This window comes from Domibacillus indicus (assembly GCF_000970685.1).
GTDB lineage: Bacteria > Bacillota > Bacilli > Bacillales > Domibacillaceae > Domibacillus > Domibacillus indicus.
On sequence record NZ_LAJB01000003.1, the window covers coordinates 307,198 to 326,464 of the forward strand.

The following is a 19,267-nucleotide window of genomic DNA, read 5'->3' on the forward strand; positions in this document are numbered from 1 at the left end:
ATGCCTCACTAAATCACCGGAGGACTGACATTTTCGGATAGCCACTTTCCGCTCTGGCCTTCAACCGGTCCCGCTTCTTTCGTAAACACTTCTTTTCCGCGAACATATACAGCCTGGACGGAAGCTGGAAAGCTCTCGTCCATATACACACTGACCGGATGCTTCGCATAGAAATTTTCCGGTGTTACCCTATGAGGCTGATTCAGTGATAAAATCGCCAGATCGGCATCCATTCCCGGCTCAATCCGCCCTTTCCGGTGCGCCAGTCCGAACCGCTCCGCCGGCTTTTCCGCAGTCCATTTTACGGCTTCGGTCAGCGGAATTTCTTCTTCCTGCGCAAAGCGAAGCGCCGCCAGAAGGGTCATCCCCCCGCCGCTGATTCCGCCCCACGCATCCAAAACGTTCCCTTTTTTCATTTCTTTCAGGTCGGGTGTGCAGGGTGAATGGTCCGAGGCCAAAAAGTCAATTCTGCCCAGTTCCATGGCTTTCCGGAGCTTTTCCTGATCCGGCTTTTCCCGGAGCGGCGGGGCACATTTTGCCACTGCCCCTTTTTCTTTTAATGTTTCATGTGAAAACAATAAATAATGCGGGCATGTCTCAAGCGTCACGTTGATCCCGGCGGCACGCGCGTCTTGAATCACCGCCACAGCTTCCGCACTGCTGATATGAACAAAATGAAGCGGGCAGCCGGTCAGCGCCGCATAATAAAGCGCCCGTTCCACCGCTTCCACTTCCACCGAAACCGGCCGGGTCGACAGATAGTCGTCTGCTCCTACACGTCCGGCAAGCCGCTTTTGTTCTGCCAGGAAGGTTGTCACCGGGCCGCTTTCCGCATGCAGCGCCAGCACCTTGCCCGTTTCCGCAATCCGCTTCATCCCTTCCAGCAGATCCAAATCACCGACCGCTTCAAATTCCGGATTGCCGGACGGCGACATAAACGCTTTAAACGCCATGGCACCCGCTTTCGCCAGGCTGTCAAGCTCCCGCAAGTTCCCGGGCACAAGCCCGCCCCAGAGCGCAAAGTCAACAATGGATTTTCCCTCGCCAACCCTCGCTTTTTGAAGAAGTGCTGCTTCATCTACCGTTGATGGAATTCCATTGAGCGGCATATCCGCAAACGTGGTAATACCGCCTGATGCAAGCATTCGTGAACCGGTCCGGAACCCCTCCCACTCCGCACGGCCCGGCTCGCTGAAATGAACATGGATATCCACCGCACCTGGAAACACGTGCAGTCCCGATGCATCGATCTCTTTTTCCGCACTTACTCCGATAGATGCCGATACTTCTTTTATCACACCGTTCCGCACACCAATATCGGCTTTTCGTTCTGCATGGGAAGTAACAACCGTGCCATTTCGAATAATGAAATCATACATGTCCATTCCTCCATCCACTTATGTAACTATTCATTACATTCAATTAAAAGAAGTATAATCGGTAAATAAAGGAATGTCATTGTGTATAATCACTAAAAATGCAATAGAAAAAGAGCCCTGAACGGACTCTTTTCTCATTAAGCACTTTTCGGTATGTGCTTACGTGGATGATTGTTCTTCCACTCGTTCATTTTTTTCGCCAGCACCGGAAGTAAGAACCGGTCTCCGCCGTAATACATCGCTCCTTTAGCCGCAAACAGCAGAACTACCGCTGCTAGAAGCAATGTCGGGTTTGTGCTGACTGTGCCGGCCCATAAGAAGTTCAGGTTCATAAACGCTCCGGCGATAAGTGCCGGCACTGTGAATACCCCGGCGATCAGCGCAATTCCGACAAGCAATTCACCCCACGGAACAAGGACATTAATGATACTTACATTTGGCAGCGCCGCATTTTCCAAAAAGCCTGCATACCACCCGCTGACCGCCGGCATATCGCCGGATGCTTTTTCAATCGCTCCGTATAAGAAGCCTGATGCATCAAACCCGTCCGCCACCTTATGCCAGCCCGCCTGAATCCATTGAACACCGAGCCATACCCGAAGCACAGTCCATACCGCCGCCATCATTTTGCTGTTCATTTCGAACACTCCTTTGATTTTTGTGAACCACTTCACTTCAAATCATTTACTGAACTCCATTTGTGAAATAATTCACATTTAATTTATACTCTTATCATACACTGATTTCTTCGAATTGACTACACTTTGCTCAACATTTCACAAATAGTTCAAAAATGAATAAATAGGGTAAGGGTAAAGGAAAGAAACGAATGAAAGGAGCCATCATGGATACCATTCTTTTTAGCTTATTTGCTCTCGCTTATTTTGTTTTATTTATACTTGCCATTCGGCTATTCCAAAATCAGCGCATCCCGAGTGCCTTATTCCTGCTTCCGGTAATCGCGGGGTTAGTTTACGATAACAGCATCCTGGCAGCCGGCCGTTTTATCGGAGAAGGTCCGCTTTTAGAAAACCTTAATTATGCCCGCTTCTGGCTGCATACTTTGTTCACGCCGCTCCTTGTGTTATATGCCTGGGTGACATTAAAGCAGGCCCGTGTTCACTGGGCGCAGCAGTCATGGTGTCACCTGACTGCTTTCCTGCTTACACTCGCTCTTATTCTGCTGGAGCTTTTCACTGAAGTTTTCGGTCTGACACTTGAGCCAGAACGGGAATATGGCGTGCTGAGCTACAGCAGTGCCGAGCCTCAAAGCGGGCCTCCGATCATGGTATTGGTTGTTTCCGCTGTGCTGCTTGCTGCGTCGGTTGTGATCTGGCGGAAGCAGAAATGGATCTGGTTTTTTGTTGGCTCGCTTGTGATGATTATAGGAAGTGCGGTGCAGCTTCCTGTGGAGAGCGGAGCGGTGACAAATCTTTTTGAACTGTTTTTGCTTGTTTCATTGCTAGTGACAGCTGTATTTCAAGGAACAAGAGTGAAAAAATAAAAGGACAAGACCACTTCAAACAAATAGCGGTCTTGTCCTTATTCAGCCAGTTAATTTACGTTTGCAATAATTTTAATACCTGCTCTCTTGACTGCCTGCCCTATAATGCCATTGCCTGCTGCGCTTGAGTAAGAATTTGCAGACGCGTCATATTCATAACTTCCTTGGCCATATCCACACAACCCTCGCATACTGGTCAAAGTAATGCATGATAAACTTGACGGTCCCCCGTTTCCCAACTGTCGGGCACATGTCCAGCAGCACTGGCTGAGAGCGGAGAGTGAAATGGACAGATTGGTGTAAGTAATTGCGATAAACCGCATGAACTGGAGCGTAAATTTAAGCTTTCCCTCTCAGCAAACAACGAAAAAAGCGCATGAAGTATTCGGAATTCTTAGCCAGCATTTTTATAACTTCCATACTAAATTTCAACTTTGACCTTAAAACGAAGATTTTAGCATTGTGTCTCTTATATGCTCAGCCTATTATTAAGACTTTTATGCTATATACATTAGTTTCTGTTTATCATAAACTCACAGAGCAAAAAATCTTCATCTGTGTCAATATCAAAAGAACGCTGCTTCGGCATGAGATATGCTGTTGTCTCATCAGTTAAAAAAGATTTTGTTTTGATTAACCAGTCTGTTTCCGCTACATAGACAGCTCCGTTTAAGACATAAACAGCCGACAAGTCTTGTCTTCTTACAGCCGGATTTTCTTGCGGAATCAGCGGCCTCATTTGATTATCGTCTGTCGTGGTATACATCCAGAAAGGAGACTTATCCGGCTCCGTTACACTAACACAAACTGATGCTTCATTTATGATCATCGTTTCAATACAACGGTCGATATCTTCTGTTGTCCGGAGCGGGGATGTCGGCTGTAGCAGCATAACGATGTCATAGCCTGCTAATTCAGACAGCGCGTGAAGAATCGGTTCAATACCCGGCGTATCATCTTGTGCTAAAGCAGCGGGACGTACAAACGGTACTTCACACTCATATTGCCTTGCAATCTCGATAATTTCTTCATCATCTGAAGATATGATACAGCGGTCGATATAGACTGACTGTTTCGCTGCTTCTATTGTCCATGCAATCAGCGGCTTGCCAGCCAACTCACGGATATTTTTGCGTGGGACTCCTTTAGAGCCTCCACGTGCCGGAATGATTGCCAGTATCTTTTTGTTTTCAATCATAAAAATACTCCTCTAAAATCACCATTCGCTTTTTCATAATCGGCTATACGACCAATATCAAGCCAATACTCTCTCAAAGGAAACGCAGCTGCTTTTTCTGTTTCCATTACTTTTTTGAACAAATCCGGCATATCAAAAAATTCACCTGCCGGCACATGATTTAGCGTATCTGGATTTAGCATATAAATGCCCGCATTGACAAAACTTTTGTGAACTGGTTTTTCGACAATAGAAAGCAGCTTGCGATGATCTGTTTCAATAACCCCATATGGAATTTGGTATTCGTATTCTCTCACGCACATTGTTGCCTGAGCGTTCGATTCAAGATGAAAATCAAGCAGCTGTTCAAAATTAATTTTCGTCAAAAGGTCGCCGTTCATCACAAAAAAAGGTACTTTCGGTTTCTCTTTCAATAGTGAAAGAGCACCTGCTGTACCAAGACGTTTCGTCTCTTCCACATATGTAATGTTAACTCCTAGAGCTGTACCCTCTTGAAAATAATCTTGAATCAATTCTTTCTTATAATTGACACATAAAATAAAGTTAGAAAAACCGAAGTTTTTGAAGCTTTCAATAATCGTTTCCAAAATCGGCTTGTCACCGACTTTTAACATTGGTTTTGGAATATTATCCGTTAACGGACGTAGTCTGGTTCCAAGCCCGCCTGCCATTAAGATGACAACATTTTCTTTCTGTAGTGCCTGATCAACATCATCACTAAACAGAATACGGACTACTTTATGCTGTTCATTTATAATAGGTAATTGCTTGAGCTTTCTTTTTCTCATTACTTGTTTATAATAAAAAGCCTTTTTTCCTTCTTTTTCAAAGACGGGTTTTGTATTCATTACACTTGTGATCTGGCTTTCAAGAGATGTGCCTTTTAAAATTCCTCGCCGAATATCGCCATCTGTTACAGTTCCTAAAAGATTCTTAGATTCATCTACTACAGCCGCAAATTGCAGAGTTGATTTATCAATGATTCTCATCGTTTCAAGAATAGATGAATCTGGAGAAATTAAAATCTGTTTCCATCGTTCCATTTCGTCACTTCCTTTGCCGGGACGCCATACACTGTTTGATTCTCTTTAACTTCCTTCAATACGATTGAACCAGCACCAACTAGCGCATTGCTGCCAATTCTCGTGTTCTGAATAACAGACGTCCCTATACCAATATGTGTTCCTCTTCCTACTCTCACATTTCCTGATAGTGTTACCCCTGGCGCAATGTGACAATGTTCGCCAATTTCGCAGTCATGTTCGATAACTGAAGAAGTATTTACAATTGTATTATCGGCAATTTTCGCAAAAGCTTGAACAACAGTACCTGCCATTATTTGAACACCTTCACCAATTTCTGCATAAGAGGAAATAATGGCTGATGGATGAATAACCGAGGCAAACAAATAGCCTTTTTCCTTCATTTTCTGAAAGATCATTGCTCTTATTGGTGAGACACGAATTGAACCTATTGCAAGAACAAGTTTAACTTCATCCGAAGAGTACGAATCAATTTCTTCATCTGTACCAAGATAGGAAAGATTAAAGTGATTTGGTTCTTCTACTGGTGCAGTAAATCCGATTATCTCTCGCCTTTGTTGAAGCAATATGTCTGTTAATACAGAAGCATGTCCTCCATTACCAAGTAAAATGATTGGCTTATTCATCGATTAAATCTTCAGCTTCGTAGTCTTTTGATGCTTCTGTGCCGAGCAGTGACCAATAAAAAGCTGGTGCCATTCCACTGCCAGGACGCTTGATGACAAGATTCTCTTTTGAAAAGAATTCACCTTTTTTAATCGAGCAGGCAGCCGTCAAACTCTTTCGTGCAGCAACCCGGTTTTTCTGTTCACTTTTTGTCGGTTTTTTTTCCGCCTGACCAAGTGATTGCTCAGCCGCACGGATCGCTTTTACCATTTCTGTCAGTTCGTGCGGCTCCAGTGAAGCTTGGTGATCAGGACCCGGGAGCATCCGGCTGATCGTAAAGTGCTTCTCGATGACTTTTGCTCCTCTTGCTGTTGCAGAAATTGGCACGTAAATACCTTCAGAATGATCAGAAAGTCCAATATCCACCTGCAGTTCGTGCTGCAAATAATCCATCGCCCGCAAATTCACCTCTTCAATTGGTACAGGGTATTCCGTTGTGCAGTGAAGCACAGTGACATACTTCTTTAATATTCTTTTTGCTTCTTCTTCGTTATAAAATGTCTGAACTTCTGTTACATTCACTTCTTTTTCAGGAAAAACAAGTCCATACGCTATAAAAGCAAGTGCTGAATGAATATCTTCCATATCCGCCATTCCAGTGGAAAGAATCATCGGTTTTTGTTTTGTGGCTATATAATGAATGAATGGAACATTTGTCAACTCACCGGATGGAATCTTTACCGTTTGAATTTTCAGTTCATCTAATAAAAAATCGACACTTTCCTTGTCAAAAGGTGTCGATAAAAATTCAATTTCCCGTTGGTCGCAATAATTCTTCAGTTGGACAAATTCATTAAATGACAGTTCCAACCTTTTCAGCATATAAAACTGTGATGTTTCTTCGCCTATATTCGCTACTTGGTATTCAGCTTGTCTTGCTTGTTTTGTCACAAGGTTTTCAGCCTTAAACGTTTGGAATTTAACCGCATCTGCACCAGCTGCTTTTGCTGCGTCCACTAACACACGTGCCAATTCAAAAGAACCATTATGATTGACACCTGCTTCAGCAATAATATATGTGTGGGCACTCATAAGTCATGAAACTCCTTTCGAACAGAGTAAACAGGAATCGATTTCAAAATCATCAAAACTTTTTCCGAGACCTTCCCATCTCCAAATAGTTGTTCAAAGGGGGCAGAAAAAGCTTGAGCCTGTGAAATCGCCTTTTCAATTGCATTTTCCGTTAAGTCGCTATCAAAAACAGAATTCGGACGTATTCTTCCGGATTGCCGACGCCCATAATTGACCGTTGGGGTATGCAAGTACGGAACTTCAATTAGCCCACTGGATGAATTCCCAATAACTATAGCAGATTCTTTAACTGTACTTAAATAACGAATCTGCCCTAAAGAATCAAATAATTGAGCATTAACATGTTGTTGCGTAAATTGATAAATCTCTTCATTAATAAGACGTCCACCATTGTCTGCATTGGATTTCGTAAAAACAAGATTGACTTTTTGGTAATTTTTCAGTGTTTGTAACAAAGGATAAATTCCATCGGGATCTCCATTTGTTTCCGGATGATATGTAATTAAAAAAATCGGCCAAGCCGGATGAAGTGACAGTTCAAGATTCAATTCTTTCCTTGATAGAAGTGGCAATTTTAAAATATTTTCAATCCCAAGCGCTCCAACATTCCAGACGTGTTCAGGAGACTCACCGAGTTGGATAATACGATTTCTGTATTCTTCTGTGCTAGTAAAATGCCAAGTCGCCATTTTTGTGATGGAATGTCGGATCGCATCATCAAAAGCACCGTGTGTTAATTCACCGCCGTGAATATGAGCGATGGGGATTTGCTGAACCAAAGCTGTCTGAGCGGCTGCGAGCATTTCAAATCGATCACCTAGTATGATCAATAAATCCGGTTCTAACCGCTCAAAGGTATCAGCAAATCCAATTGTCGCTAAACCTATTGATTTAGCTACACCCACTGCTGTATCGGATGACAATAATATCTCCACCTTCTCATCAATCACAAAGCCATCGGCTTCAATCTGTTTATAGGTCAGACCGAACTCTGGAGACAAGTGCATGCCAGTTGCGACAACCTGCAACTCTAATTCATTATCAGCTTGAATTTCTTTCATCAGCCAGTAAAGAAGGCCGTATTCTGCGCGCGTACCAGTAACAATGCAAATTTTCCGCTTATTCATGCGGGTCTCCTTTCAACGGGGTAGAAGGTATATTAACAATACGTTCATTAAAGTTATTTGTTATAGTTAAATCCATTGCCTGACAGTCTTTATATGGCTCCAACCTATTTATTGGTGTCCAGATCGGTCTAGCCATTGCACCTTTTTCATTTAATTGCTCTAAAACATAATTACGATTGTGAAACTTTTCATCGAGTACCATTGTCTGAAGCCAGTAATTGCTACGGGCAAAAGACGGTTCTTGAAAAAGCTTAACCCCATCCAACTGTTCAAGTAGCTCAGCATATTTTACGGTTGTCTTCCGTTTGGAATTCAAAAACAAATCCATTTTTTCAAGCTGTGCACAGCCAAGCGCAGCATTAATATTCGGCATCCGGTAATTATAGCCAACTTCATCATGCCGGTATTCCCACGGATGCGGAATTTTAGCAGTAGTCGTTATATGCTTTGCATAATCAGCGAACTGGTCATCATTCGTCAAAATTACTCCTCCGCCACCCGTTGTTATAATTTTATTGCCATTAAAGCTTAGGGCGCCTGCAATGCCGAATCCACCTGTATGTTTTCCCTTGTAGAACGACCCAAGAGATTCAGCGGCATCTTCAACTAATGCCAAGTTGAAACGCGCGCACAGTTCTACAAGCGGGTCAAGATCAACGGGATGGCCAAATGTATGCATTGGAACTACCGCTCGAATTATGCGGTCCGTTTGCTTGTTAACAAGTACTCCATTTTTCATTGTACCGATTTCAGTCAGATACGTTTCAAGCTTAATCGGATCGAGTCCAAGCGTTGTTTCTGATACATCTGCAAAGTGTGGTACCGCATTTAAATAAGAAACAGCATTAGCTGTTGCGATAAATGTGAGCGCTGGCATAATGACCTCATCTCCTGCCTGTACGCCAGCAATTTTCAATGAAATATGCAAGGCAGCTGTCCCATTTACAACCGCTACCGCCCTTTTTACACCCGTATAATCTGCCAAATCACGCTCAAACTGGTCTACATACTTACCAACAGAAGATACCCAGCCGCTCCGGATGCAGTCAGTCACGTACTCTACTTCGGTCTCTGTAAAAGAAGGCTCATGAAGCGGCACGAAATCTTTATTCTTATGAATTTTTTTGATTTTTTGCGCAATGTCTTTCCAATCTGCACTCATATATTATACACATCTGCCTTATATAGCGATAAATTCACCGGATTAGAAAACCATTCAGCTGTTTCTTTCATGCCCTGCTTAAACCCTTCAATGCCACCATATGACGGCTCCCAGCCAAGCAGTTTTCTTGCTTTTTCATTATCTGCCCAAAGGCGTTCTACTTCGCTTTTTTCTGGACGAAAACGTACTTCATCTGTTTCAATTTCAATTTTCTTGCCCATTACTTCTGCGATCACTTTTGCAGTATCACCAATGGAGATTTCATAATTACTTCCGATATTAATGACTTCACCAACAGCTTTTTCACTGTTCATCATTGAGATAAAGCCGTTGACTGTATCTTTTACATAATTAAAGTCTCTTGTCGGGCTTAAAGCACCAAGTTTAATTTTTTCTTTGCCAGATGCCAATTGTGTAATGATTGTTGGAATGACGGCACGTGCAGACTGGCGCGGTCCATATGTATTAAATGGGCGGATAATCGATACCGGTGTTTCAAATGAACGGTAAAACGACAGCGCCATTTGGTCCGCACCAATTTTGGAAGCCGAATAAGGCGACTGTCCTTGCAACGGATGAGCTTCATTAATCGGCACATATAACGCTGTGCCGTACACTTCGCTTGTTGATGTGTGAACTACTTTTGAGACACCAAGTTCGCGTGCCGCCTGCAGTATATTTAACGTTCCTTTTATATTTGTATCTATATATGTATCAGGTGAATGATACGAATAAGGAATTGCAATTAATGATGCAAGATGCAAGATAATATCACATCCCTTTACCGCTTGTTTGACGCCATGGGGATCTCGAATGTCCCCGGAAAAGACCTCTATATTTTCTTTAACATCAGACGGTGCGGAATCAAGCCATCCCCACGAATTGAATGAATTATAATAGACGAAAGCCCGCACATTATACCCTTGGCGCATAAGTTCTTCAGCTAAGTGTGAACCAATAAAACCGTCTGCACCCGTAACTAGTATTTTTAAAGCCATTTAATCAAAACCCACCTTTCTTTAATTCTATTTTATATCAGAATAAAGTTTATAGAAAATTTAATATTTTTTCATACTTTGTGCTCAATATACCTATTAAAAAAGGCTCTCTTATGATACCATATTACCATAACACCTAGAATGGAGGAGACCTATTTGAGCAAAAAGACTTTTTTTTCAAGATTCATTATTCTAATTGTTTTTTCACTTATATCTATGGCTTCATTTTCAGAAGCCTTAGCTAACTCTCTTGTTTCAGTAAACAAGACCGTCAGTTCATCTTCTGTCATAAAAGGTGACGTGATTGACGTTACACTTTCTGTTACCGGGACACCCCAAGATACCACTAATGTGAAGCCTAATGATGTTATTCTTATAGTGGATAAATCAGGTAGTATGGGGACTGATAATCGTTTAAACGCTGCAAAGGAAGCCACAAAAGAATTTATTGATTTAATGGATTTATCTAAACATAGGGTTGGAATTGTAGACTTTGATTCGTATGTTTCATCTTTTCCTTTAACGAATGATGCCTCTGCTGCTAAAGCATATGTAGATACGATCCAATTAGCCGGGAGCACTAACACAGGAGCAGCTATCCGCCAAGCAACTTCTATGCTGTCCAATCACCGGCCTGAAGCCCAGCCCACTATCGTTATCCTAACTGATGGGGCAGCAAATGATACTGCTGATGCTTTAAACAGCGCTGCTGCTGCTAAGAATGCCGGTATCACATTTTACTCAATTGCACTGCTTGGAGCCAATGAAAACCCGGACACTAGCGCTCCTAATGACTTATTAAAACAAATGTCCACATCCGCAGAACACCACCATTTTGTATTAGGTTCAGTGGGGCTTTCCGATGTTTACAAAAAAATAGTAGAAGAAATCGGACAGGCAAGTGCTTATAAAGTGAAAATAACGGATGAAATTTCTCCACAATTTGAAATTGTACCGGGTTCTTATGATAATAATATTCCTCCTCCTACGGTAAGTGGAAACAATCTGATCTGGGAGATTGAGGAATTAAAAGCAAAAACTTTAGTGCTTACCTATAAGGTGAAAGCTAAAACAGATGCTTCTGCTGGAAAACATGCACTGGGAAAAACAGTTGTTGATTATGAAGACTATAATCAATCTACTTATAATTTTATCAGTGCTAACCCAATAATTACTATAGAGAACCTCCCTCCTTCGATCACAAATATCGAAGCGAACAAAGGATTAACTACTGGCGGTGAAAAAGTCACGATTACAGGACAGAATTTTATAGCGGGTGCAAAAGTTTATTTTGGAAGCTATGAAGCTGCCGTACAATCGTTAACCGATTCACAAATAATTGTTACCTCTCCCATTGGTTCACAAGGAGAAGCTGCTGTAAAAGTAGTGAATCCAGATAATCAATTTGCTAGCGGAACTTTCAACTATTATGCAATCCCGGAAATAAGCTATGTCACTCCTAATCAGGGAGATATAGCAGGAGGAAATAATGTGTCAGTTATTGGATCTAATTTTATGAGAGGTGCAAAAGTTTATTTTAATGGCATTGAAGCTTCAACAACTTTTTCAACATCAAGTAAACTTTATGCTATCGTCCCCTCTTCATCATCGAGTGGTCCTATCGCTGTCAAAGTAATCAATCCCGATTTAACCGAAACTGAAAAAACAGACGCATATACCTATACTCAACCTGCACCGCCACCAAAAGTTGAATTAACTAGTCTTGGAACTTCTTCCGGTCAAATAGCAGGTGGAGAATCCATCTATTTATTCGGAAGCAATTTCCACAAAGATGTAAAAATTTATTTTGGGGACGTCCAGGCTCCCGTAAACTATTATGCAACTTCCAGCAAAATACGCGTAACGGTTCCGTCTGCTACTACAGCTGGATTTGTAACAGTTAAAGCTGAAAACCCGGATGGAAGTGTATCAGAACTGGTTAATGCTTATGAATATTTAACACCACCACCGCTTCCAGCTCCTTCTATTAGTTATTTATCAGAAAACAGTGTTTTAATAGGAGAAGCGAAAACAATTTATTTATTTGGTTCTAATATTTCACCTTCTTCTAAAGTCTTTATTGGCAGCCAGGAAGCACCTATTGAATTTGTTACTGCCAGTAAAATTAGAGTAAAAGTGCCGGTTTCAAGCACACCATCTGTTGAAGATGTAACATTGACAAATCCAGATGGCCAACAAGCAACTTTGGCTGGCGGCTTTTCGTATACGGAACCTGTAAAACTTCCTGCTCCTGTAATTGCGTCTATATCTCCTGCCATCGGCTCTATTAATGGCGGAGAAACAATAACTATTACAGGCCAAAACTTTCAGTCGGGAGCAAAAGTTTATATTGGTACACGAACAGCAGCCATTTCATCTATTAGTGATACCGAAATTGTTGCTAATACACCTGTAGGCTTGAATGCCGGTTCAACAGAAGTCCGGGTTGTAAATCCTGATCTTCAGGAAACAATAATAACGGACGGCTATTTTTATGAAGGGCTTAAAATTACTGTAACGAAACTTTCCGTTTACAGTGGTGCTACTAAGGGTGGCAATCTTGTTTACATTTATGGAACAAATTTCAACAACGCGATGACTGTCACAGTTAATGGAAATAAAGTTCCTTACACGTATCTCGCGACAAACCGTATTAGAATAGCAATGCCTGCTGCTTCAGCGCCAGGAGATGCAATTATTCAAGTTGATCGAGATGGGTCTACAGGTTCCATTATGTATACTTACTATTAATTATATTAAAAAGGCGTGTCTTTAAAAGGCACGCCTTTTTAATTACCCGAGATTCTTTGATCAGTTAAGACTTTTTCAACTAGAGAGTAAATAAGAGAATAGAAATCCATTAAATCTCTACACATAGCTAATAAATCATCACTTTTATAAGCATCTTTTTCTTCTAGATATTTAAATTTGTTTATAACCTGATCAAAGGCAAAAGTCATTCTTGACATGATTACCTCTTCTAAAATAGAATTCTTCGATACTTTCCGAAATTCTTTTACTACTTTAACCATATCATTTTTATTCATAGCATTAACTAATATTAAGGTCTCTAACTTAGATTTGGCTTTTTCGACATCATTTTTTAACTTTTTAAGGTCATTAATAAATGAGTCTATTGCTTCATCAGGCATTAAACGGCCGCTTACCTTTCTTTCTTCAATACACACTTCATTTCTTTTCCAACTTTTAATATCTCTAGTTTCAATAAAATGAGTCCCTTTAATTTTGGCTCCTTTTGCGGAAATGTTGTAAATAACGATATCCTCCGACAGAAATTCAATTAGTGATTCAAAAGAATCCAAAAAAATCTTTAAAGGACGTGTTGTCCCTACTTTTCCCCCGCTGTTGTCTTCCACAAACAACTCATCTTGAAGACCTTGAGACCCTGTATGCTCCGTTACTCCTTTTGCATAATAGCGTCCTCCTACAAGTGCCAGGTCTTGGCCAACTAAATAGATTTCTTTGAATCCAAGATAAGCGATAACTTGCAGCGTATACACAGCAACAGATGGAGAAGAATATCTAAAAGCGATCAGTTCCGGATAATACTTGTTTGTTATAAAATCATCTAACGATCTGGAAACAATCAAGTTTCCTTTATGTGTATTTTGTATCTTTGAATTAGACATTGTCTCATAAATTAATGACCCTTCAAATTCAGTTCCACTGAAATGAGCCTCATAATTTGTTTCACTGGTATCCAGACTCAATACATAATCTGGCGAGATATCGTTAGACAATAAAAACTTTAAAGCTGATCCTACGGAGAACAAATATGAATCTGTTTGTCTTTCTTTTAGAAATGGCACATTTTCTTTTAAAGACGGACCTGCGGCAATTAAGATCGCCCGTTCTCCTGAAAATTTACCTTTCAAGTTTACTAAATTGTTTGACTGAATAATGTTTTTAAAATTAAGAAGCGGTTCTACCAGCCAGTCAATGGCAAATTTAGTCTCTGTATTAGCCATAATTTGTTTTGTTATTAAAGATTCATTGATAAGCGCTAGTGTTTCTTTAATATACGATTGATTGATCTTATTATAGTTAGGATGAATTAAGATCTCTGTTGGAACACCAGAAAAAGAAGAAAACACCTTAGAAAGTCTAGGTGAATTTAAATTTTCTAAATAAAATAAACTTACTTTATTATTATCTGAAATTCTCTTTGATAACTCTTTATCTATCTTTATATTTTGAAGAGGCTCTATAAAATAGATAGCTGCTTGTGAATTTTCAAATCTTTTGTCTAAAATCGTTTTAATTACTTCACCATTTCCTGCTCCAATTATTATAAGAAGTTTTTTTTGAGTTGTTTCAACTTTTCTTATAAAACGCTCCGCTTCCTTGCGAGGAGAGTAGAGTGAATTAAGCGGAATTTTGCCATATGAGTCTTCATAAATATAGATGGGTTTTCCTTCATCAGAAGTTTCCAATAAAATTTTATAGTCCATTTATATTTCCTCATTTGTTTCTTTTAAAAGAACTTCCAGAATAGGCAGCAGTTCGTATTCAATCAAGTCTAAAACATATTCAATATTTCCAGATTCTGTTTGTATCAAAGCTTTCTCAGATAAATTGTTTAAAGAGTTAATATCAATTAGTTCTTTTTGAAGATAGTCAGCTACTTTATTAAATTCAATTAACGCCTCTGCAACCTGAATAAAAGCATTTGGAACAGAAGAATAGTTTTCTGTTTCTCTTGTCTCATCAACGAAATGAGTTACTTTATTAATATATACAGCCAGTTCTTCTTTGAAGTCTCTTAGTATGCTATTCGTTTTAATAGCTTTTAAGTGATATATTTCTTCTGAATTATCACAAATAGCATTAATACCACTGCTACTTACAGGCACGTTTGTATCATCAATAATCACTAATTTTTCTTTATATAAAAAAGTTTTTAAGTTATCGTTCCGTTCTATTTTATTCTTTGAAGTAGTCACGAGTTGCCCATTTACATATATCATAATAAAGTCCCCCCATAATAAAAAATAGATAACCGACAAGCGGTTATCTATTTTACTCATAAAGCCTCTTAACGTAATAATTGAAGAACGTTTTGAGGAGCTTGGTTTGCTTGTGAAAGCATGGCCTGTGCCGCTTGAGAAAGAATAGAATTCTTAGTTTGATTCATCATTTCCTTCGCCATATCAACGTCACGAATGCGAGACTCGGCTGCAGACAGGTTTTCAGAAGATGTACCAAGGTTGTTAATTGTGTGTTCTAAACGGTTTTGAAGAGCACCAAGTTTAGAACGTTCAGCGGAAACAGAACTAATAGCAGCATCAATTTTAGAAATAGCCGTATTTGCATTTGCATTTGAATCAATTGTCAAGGCATCAACACCAAGAGAACCCGAATCCATAGCATTAATTTCAAGTGTAATTGTTTGGCTAGTGTTTGCACCCACTTGGAAAATTGTGTTACTAATACCACCACTCAACAACTTTTGTGTATTGAATTCTGTTGTGTTTGCAATACGATCTACTTCAGATACAAGCTGATCTACTTCTTTTTGAATTTCTAAACGGTCTTCTGCAGTGTTTGTATCATTGGCACCTTGAACAGATAATTCACGCATACGCTGTAGGATTGAATGTGTTTCATTCAATGCACCTTCAGCCGTTTGAATTAATGAAATAGCATCTTGAGAGTTTTTAGACGCCATGTCTAAACCGCGGATTTGTCCACGCATTTTTTCTGAAATAGCAAGACCAGCTGCATCGTCTCCTGCTTTGTTAATACGAAGCCCAGATGACAGTTTTTCCATTGACTTCATTTGACCAGTATTAGCAGCTCCCATTTGACGGTGAGTATTCATTGCTGCGATATTATGATTGATAATCATTTCATTTTCCTCCTTGAGTATAGCTGTTCACATCCGTGTGAACAGATTTCTTTTTGTTCAGCAATCCGTTCCAGGTCGGCCGCCCTGTTCCTTTTTGCTTACACTACTATTATCGTCCTGGTTCAAAAATATTTAATAGATTTTTTTCTTTTTTTAATATTTTTTTGCAAGAATTGTTAAAGGAGTGTTTTTATTTAAGCAGCTGTAAAATATTCTGCTGTGACTGATTGGCCTGTATCATCATCGCCATGGCGACTTGGGCGAGAATCGATGCTTTTGTTTGCTCCATCATCTCTTTTGCCATATCGGCATCACGAATACGTGACTCGGCTGCTGTGAGGTTTCCGGCTGTGTTTTCAAGATTATTAATGGTGTGTTCCAACCGGTTAGAGTAAGCACCAAATTTAGATCGTTGTTGGGATACGGTTTCAATCGCATCATCGAATAAGTCGATTGCACTTGAGGCACCGCTTTGCGTTGTTACATCAATACCCGTAATACCAAGTGCGGCGGCACGCATATCGCTCGTTTCAATGGTTATTGTCTGGCCTGTGTTTGCTCCGATTTGAATTTGAAATGATGTTTTGGAGCCATCGAGCAGCTTCATTGTGTTAAATTCGGTATCGTTGCCAATGCGGGTAATTTCTTCGGTGAGCTGATTGATTTCTTCCTGAATTGCCTGGCGGTCGCTGTCAGTATTTGTGTCGTTTGCAGCCTGAACAGCCAGCTCACGCATGCGCTGCAGAATGGAGTGCGTTTCATTCAGTGCGCCTTCACCGGTCTGGATCATAGAAATGGCATCCTGTGCATTGCGGGACGCCTGATTCAGCCCGCGGATTTGCGCACGCATTTTTTCGGAAATCGCAAGACCCGCCGGATCGTCGGCGGCCCGGTTGATACGAAGGCCGGATGAAAGGCGTTCCATTGCGGTCGCCTGCCGGCTGAGTGCGGATTGGTAATTTCGATAGGCATTCATAGCGACAAGACCAAAATTAACAAACATCCTTGGTTCTCTCCCCTCTCGTTTTTTTCTTCAACAATTAAATTTTTTTAATATGGATTAATAGGAATTTGCCTGCCTACAGTCCGATTTAAGAAAAAAACTCCCGTCCATTAGTTTGTTGGAGGGAGTTTAAAGAGACCGGACAAATCGGTTACACCGGTGGAAGCGGATTTGTTTTCGTTGCCGATCTGTACGTAAATTTCTTTTCTATGGATGTCAATATGCTTCGGCGCATTAATTCCCAGCTTCACCTGGTCACCGGAAACGGCAACGACTGTAATTTCGATGTCATCGCCAATCATTAATGATTCCCCTGGTTTTCGTGTAAGAACGAGCATCAGTTTACGCCTCCTTTGCCTGGAACAGGTTGTGGCGTGTTTCATACGGCGTGCCGGTTAAGATGACCTGGCGGCCGCTGTGTGTTTTTTTGTTAATCACGAGGGGTGCCTGAAGGTTGGCGGTTGTTTCTTCAAACGGATCGCGCACCGTCAGGATATTTAAAAGGGTTACATCTTCTTCCTTTTCAATAGACAGAGCTTCAATCGTTGCGTCATCAATTTTTACATTGTAGTCGATAAAAAAGGAAAAAGGATCGGTGACAACAAAGCTTAAATCAGGTGTTGAAACCGATTGAAGCGCAAAAAAGACATTATTGTCAGGAAAACCCAGCAGAACAAATTCTTTTTCGCTTTCAAAGCCGGGGATACCGTTTGCGAAAGAAATGATATCTTCCTGCGCGATTTCTTTCTCACCATGGTATTTTGTTTGGATTTTCACGTTGATCATCCTTTGTTAAATCGTTTTGTTGACCGCTTGAAAGCGGACGGATGGATACTGGTTCATCTGAATGCTCACATCGCTTGGCTGGTAGTGAATAATTGGCTTGTTCGCTTTTGTATTATTTTCAACCTGGTGTGTCTGCACGTTGATGGCAACATCGCCCACCTGATAATCAATTTTAACACTGCCGTATGAAGGAATCCAGGCAATTCCTGTTTCGAAATTGCGCATGGAGGCACGCTGGGCCTGCTGCTGGATGGCATTTGTTCCTTTATGGATGTCCGCAAGCTCTCGTCCTTCCATAGCGCGGCGGCCGGTGCCTTCGAGCGCTTTTTGCCTCGCTGTGGCTGCGTTTTCACGCGTCAGCTGAAACACATCTTTCCGTCCCGCCTCCGCAAATGCCTGTGACTGGTCAATGTGCAGCCTACCCGGTGTTGTCTGGATACTCATTTCCGCTTTAGGCTGCCGAATATCCACCGAAGCACCCGGCTGCTGAATCGATAGTTTTCCGGAAGAGGTATTCATACTGATTTTTGCATTTGTAATCGTATAGTCCAGCGTTGTAATTTTCATTGCCTATTCCTCTTATCAACGAAGATAGTCTATTAATGTTGGCTGAATAATACGGGAAGCAACAGACAAAGCTGCTTTATGGACTGTTTCTTGTGTCGTTAGCTCTGTTACAACCTGTTCAAAGTCCACATCTTCATTCTCCGACATAATGCGCGATGATACAATCTTTTGTTCTGCTATACGCGCTTCCATTAATTCGATCCGGTTAAATCGGGCACCAATTTCTGCACGAGCAGTTGTATTGGCCGAAATGTGGATATCCAATTTATCTAGGTAGCTTGTAATGTCAATTCCTGCCTTTTGGTCATCTTCCAATGTATTAATAAGATCATCGATTGTTTTAAATACAGATTCCCCTGTACCTCCAATGCTATTTCTGTCACCGAACACACTGCTTACATCGGTATTTACCTGAACCATTACTCCATTTGAAAGTTCAATCTCCACTTTTCCTGTGCTTAAGGTCCCATTTATTGCACCTGTACTCGTAAATGGCTGCGTTATTGTTTTCGTTCCGTTAAATAAGTACTGATCGTTAAACTTTGTATTAGAAATACCTACCAGGTGTTCTTTTAATTGATTAATTTCCGCACTGGCTGCAGCACGCTGTTCAGCGTCATAAGTATCATTTGACACTTCAACAGTTAATTCGCGAATCCGGTCTAGTGCGAGTTTTGCTTTGTCCAAAGCAGAATCTGAATTTTCTATCCAGTTATATGCTTCACTAAAATTACGCTGGTATTGTTCTACTTCCGAAAGGCTGCGGCGGTAAACTATACCTTTCATTGCTACTACTGGATCATCCGAAGGTTTTGTAATTTTCTTTTGTGTTGATACCTGTGTATTTAATTTATCAAGACGCAATAAACTTGATTGTAAATTTTTCAAAGAATTCCCAGACAACATTGATTGGGTTACACGCATCATTTATCT

At 40.8% G+C, this 19,267-nt stretch carries 20 protein-coding genes; 2 read left to right on the forward strand and 18 right to left on the reverse strand.

Translation table 11 applies throughout. The features are described from left to right. Nucleotides 1-8: 8 nt before the first annotated feature. Both allB and VP98_RS05885 read right to left on the reverse strand, forming a co-directional pair. Nucleotides 9-1,379 (reverse strand): allantoinase AllB, encoded by a 1,371-nt coding sequence (allB, locus tag VP98_RS05880; RefSeq protein WP_231584126.1) that lies wholly within the window; start codon nt 1,377-1,379, stop codon nt 9-11. A 137-nt stretch (nt 1,380-1,516) separates the two neighbouring features. Then, on the reverse strand, nt 1,517-2,017 hold the full coding sequence (locus tag VP98_RS05885) for a DoxX family protein (RefSeq protein WP_046174415.1): 501 nt from the start codon (nt 2,015-2,017) through the stop codon (nt 1,517-1,519). A 191-nt stretch (nt 2,018-2,208) separates the two neighbouring features. On the opposite strand from VP98_RS05885, the gene VP98_RS05890 reads away from it, so the two are divergent. Then, complete coding sequence (locus VP98_RS05890) at nt 2,209-2,883, forward strand: hypothetical protein (RefSeq protein ID WP_231584127.1); 675 nt, start codon at nt 2,209-2,211, stop codon at nt 2,881-2,883. 100 nt (nt 2,884-2,983) lie between these two features. On the opposite strand, the gene VP98_RS19415 is transcribed toward VP98_RS05890, so the two are convergent. The 8 genes from VP98_RS19415 to VP98_RS05925 form a co-directional block, all read right to left on the reverse strand. Next, complete coding sequence (locus VP98_RS19415; RefSeq protein WP_407919206.1) at nt 2,984-3,055, reverse strand: hypothetical protein; 72 nt, start codon at nt 3,053-3,055, stop codon at nt 2,984-2,986. Between the two features lie 339 nt (nt 3,056-3,394). Next, complete coding sequence (locus VP98_RS05895) at nt 3,395-4,081, reverse strand: acylneuraminate cytidylyltransferase family protein (RefSeq protein ID WP_046174416.1); 687 nt, start codon at nt 4,079-4,081, stop codon at nt 3,395-3,397. Further along, nucleotides 4,078-5,124: a nucleotidyltransferase family protein gene (locus VP98_RS05900; RefSeq protein WP_046174417.1), complete on the reverse strand. Its 1,047-nt coding sequence runs from the start codon at nt 5,122-5,124 to the stop codon at nt 4,078-4,080. Before VP98_RS05900 ends, VP98_RS05895 begins: the two co-directional genes overlap by 4 nt. Beyond that, entirely contained in the window at nt 5,100-5,750 is a 651-nt protein-coding gene (locus VP98_RS05905) for an acetyltransferase (RefSeq protein WP_046174418.1), read from the reverse strand. The genes VP98_RS05900 and VP98_RS05905 overlap by 25 nt, the downstream gene beginning before the upstream one ends. Next, nucleotides 5,743-6,822 carry an N-acetylneuraminate synthase gene (neuB, locus tag VP98_RS05910; RefSeq protein ID WP_046174419.1) on the reverse strand — a complete coding sequence of 360 codons (1,080 nt, stop codon included), beginning with the start codon at nt 6,820-6,822 and terminating at the stop codon, nt 5,743-5,745. Before neuB ends, VP98_RS05905 begins: the two co-directional genes overlap by 8 nt. Further along, on the reverse strand, nt 6,819-7,949 hold the full coding sequence (gene neuC, locus VP98_RS05915) for a UDP-N-acetylglucosamine 2-epimerase (RefSeq protein ID WP_046174420.1): 1,131 nt from the start codon (nt 7,947-7,949) through the stop codon (nt 6,819-6,821). Before neuC ends, neuB begins: the two co-directional genes overlap by 4 nt. Continuing rightward, nucleotides 7,942-9,111 (reverse strand): LegC family aminotransferase, encoded by a 1,170-nt coding sequence (locus VP98_RS05920; RefSeq protein ID WP_046174421.1) that lies wholly within the window; start codon nt 9,109-9,111, stop codon nt 7,942-7,944. The genes neuC and VP98_RS05920 overlap by 8 nt, the downstream gene beginning before the upstream one ends. After that, nucleotides 9,108-10,109 (reverse strand): NAD-dependent 4,6-dehydratase LegB, encoded by a 1,002-nt coding sequence (locus tag VP98_RS05925; RefSeq protein ID WP_046174422.1) that lies wholly within the window; start codon nt 10,107-10,109, stop codon nt 9,108-9,110. The genes VP98_RS05920 and VP98_RS05925 overlap by 4 nt, the downstream gene beginning before the upstream one ends. Before the next feature lie 156 nt (nt 10,110-10,265). On the opposite strand from VP98_RS05925, the gene VP98_RS05930 reads away from it, so the two are divergent. Next, complete coding sequence (locus VP98_RS05930; RefSeq protein WP_046174423.1) at nt 10,266-12,860, forward strand: IPT/TIG domain-containing protein; 2,595 nt, start codon at nt 10,266-10,268, stop codon at nt 12,858-12,860. A 38-nt stretch (nt 12,861-12,898) separates the two neighbouring features. Here the strand turns inward: VP98_RS05930 and VP98_RS05935 are convergent, their stop codons facing one another. The 8 genes from VP98_RS05935 to flgL all read right to left on the reverse strand — a co-directional run bounded on the left by VP98_RS05935 (nt 12,899) and on the right by flgL (nt 19,258). Further along, nucleotides 12,899-14,581 (reverse strand): motility associated factor glycosyltransferase family protein, encoded by a 1,683-nt coding sequence (locus VP98_RS05935; RefSeq protein WP_046174424.1) that lies wholly within the window; start codon nt 14,579-14,581, stop codon nt 12,899-12,901. After that, nucleotides 14,582-15,097, reverse strand: coding sequence for a hypothetical protein (locus tag VP98_RS05940; RefSeq protein WP_046174425.1), 516 nt, complete (start codon nt 15,095-15,097; stop codon nt 14,582-14,584). Nucleotides 15,098-15,165: 68 nt separating this feature from the next. Further along, on the reverse strand, nt 15,166-15,978 hold the full coding sequence (locus VP98_RS05945; protein WP_046174426.1) for a flagellin N-terminal helical domain-containing protein: 813 nt from the start codon (nt 15,976-15,978) through the stop codon (nt 15,166-15,168). A gap of 190 nt (nt 15,979-16,168) precedes the next feature. Continuing rightward, nucleotides 16,169-16,981, reverse strand: a complete 813-nt coding sequence (locus tag VP98_RS05950; protein ID WP_046174427.1) for a flagellin N-terminal helical domain-containing protein — start codon at nt 16,979-16,981, stop codon at nt 16,169-16,171. A gap of 110 nt (nt 16,982-17,091) precedes the next feature. Beyond that, on the reverse strand, nt 17,092-17,319 hold the full coding sequence (csrA, locus tag VP98_RS05955; protein WP_046174428.1) for a carbon storage regulator CsrA: 228 nt from the start codon (nt 17,317-17,319) through the stop codon (nt 17,092-17,094). Nucleotides 17,320-17,323: 4 nt separating this feature from the next. Next, entirely contained in the window at nt 17,324-17,767 is a 444-nt protein-coding gene (gene fliW / locus VP98_RS05960; protein ID WP_082087853.1) for a flagellar assembly protein FliW, read from the reverse strand. Nucleotides 17,768-17,773: 6 nt separating this feature from the next. Further along, complete coding sequence (locus VP98_RS05965; protein WP_046174430.1) at nt 17,774-18,334, reverse strand: DUF6470 family protein; 561 nt, start codon at nt 18,332-18,334, stop codon at nt 17,774-17,776. Between the two features lie 15 nt (nt 18,335-18,349). After that, entirely contained in the window at nt 18,350-19,258 is a 909-nt protein-coding gene (gene flgL, locus VP98_RS05970; protein WP_046174672.1) for a flagellar hook-associated protein FlgL, read from the reverse strand. Nucleotides 19,259-19,267 lie beyond the last annotated feature (9 nt).

Bases quoted from the DNA above. Each gene is read 5' to 3' on its own strand.
- allB (WP_231584126.1), bottom strand. From the start codon at position 1,379: ATGTATGATTTCATTATTCGAAATGGCACGGTTGTTACTTCCCATGCA.
- VP98_RS05885 (WP_046174415.1), bottom strand. From the start codon at position 2,017: ATGAACAGCAAAATGATGGCGGCGGTATGGACTGTGCTTCGGGTATGG.
- VP98_RS05890 (WP_231584127.1), top strand. From the start codon at position 2,209: ATGAAAGGAGCCATCATGGATACCATTCTTTTTAGCTTATTTGCTCTC.
- VP98_RS05895 (WP_046174416.1), bottom strand. From the start codon at position 4,081: ATGATTGAAAACAAAAAGATACTGGCAATCATTCCGGCACGTGGAGGC.
- VP98_RS05900 (WP_046174417.1), bottom strand. From the start codon at position 5,124: ATGGAACGATGGAAACAGATTTTAATTTCTCCAGATTCATCTATTCTT.
- VP98_RS05905 (WP_046174418.1), bottom strand. From the start codon at position 5,750: ATGAATAAGCCAATCATTTTACTTGGTAATGGAGGACATGCTTCTGTA.
- neuB (WP_046174419.1), bottom strand. From the start codon at position 6,822: ATGAGTGCCCACACATATATTATTGCTGAAGCAGGTGTCAATCATAAT.
- neuC (WP_046174420.1), bottom strand. From the start codon at position 7,949: ATGAATAAGCGGAAAATTTGCATTGTTACTGGTACGCGCGCAGAATAC.
- VP98_RS05920 (WP_046174421.1), bottom strand. From the start codon at position 9,111: ATGAGTGCAGATTGGAAAGACATTGCGCAAAAAATCAAAAAAATTCAT.
- VP98_RS05925 (WP_046174422.1), bottom strand. From the start codon at position 10,109: ATGGCTTTAAAAATACTAGTTACGGGTGCAGACGGTTTTATTGGTTCA.
- VP98_RS05935 (WP_046174424.1), bottom strand. From the start codon at position 14,581: ATGGACTATAAAATTTTATTGGAAACTTCTGATGAAGGAAAACCCATC.
- VP98_RS05940 (WP_046174425.1), bottom strand. From the start codon at position 15,097: ATGATATATGTAAATGGGCAACTCGTGACTACTTCAAAGAATAAAATA.
- VP98_RS05945 (WP_046174426.1), bottom strand. From the start codon at position 15,978: ATGATTATCAATCATAATATCGCAGCAATGAATACTCACCGTCAAATG.
- VP98_RS05950 (WP_046174427.1), bottom strand. From the start codon at position 16,981: ATGTTTGTTAATTTTGGTCTTGTCGCTATGAATGCCTATCGAAATTAC.
- csrA (WP_046174428.1), bottom strand. From the start codon at position 17,319: ATGCTCGTTCTTACACGAAAACCAGGGGAATCATTAATGATTGGCGAT.
- fliW (WP_082087853.1), bottom strand. From the start codon at position 17,767: ATGATCAACGTGAAAATCCAAACAAAATACCATGGTGAGAAAGAAATC.
- VP98_RS05965 (WP_046174430.1), bottom strand. From the start codon at position 18,334: ATGAAAATTACAACGCTGGACTATACGATTACAAATGCAAAAATCAGT.
- flgL (WP_046174672.1), bottom strand. From the start codon at position 19,258: ATGCGTGTAACCCAATCAATGTTGTCTGGGAATTCTTTGAAAAATTTA.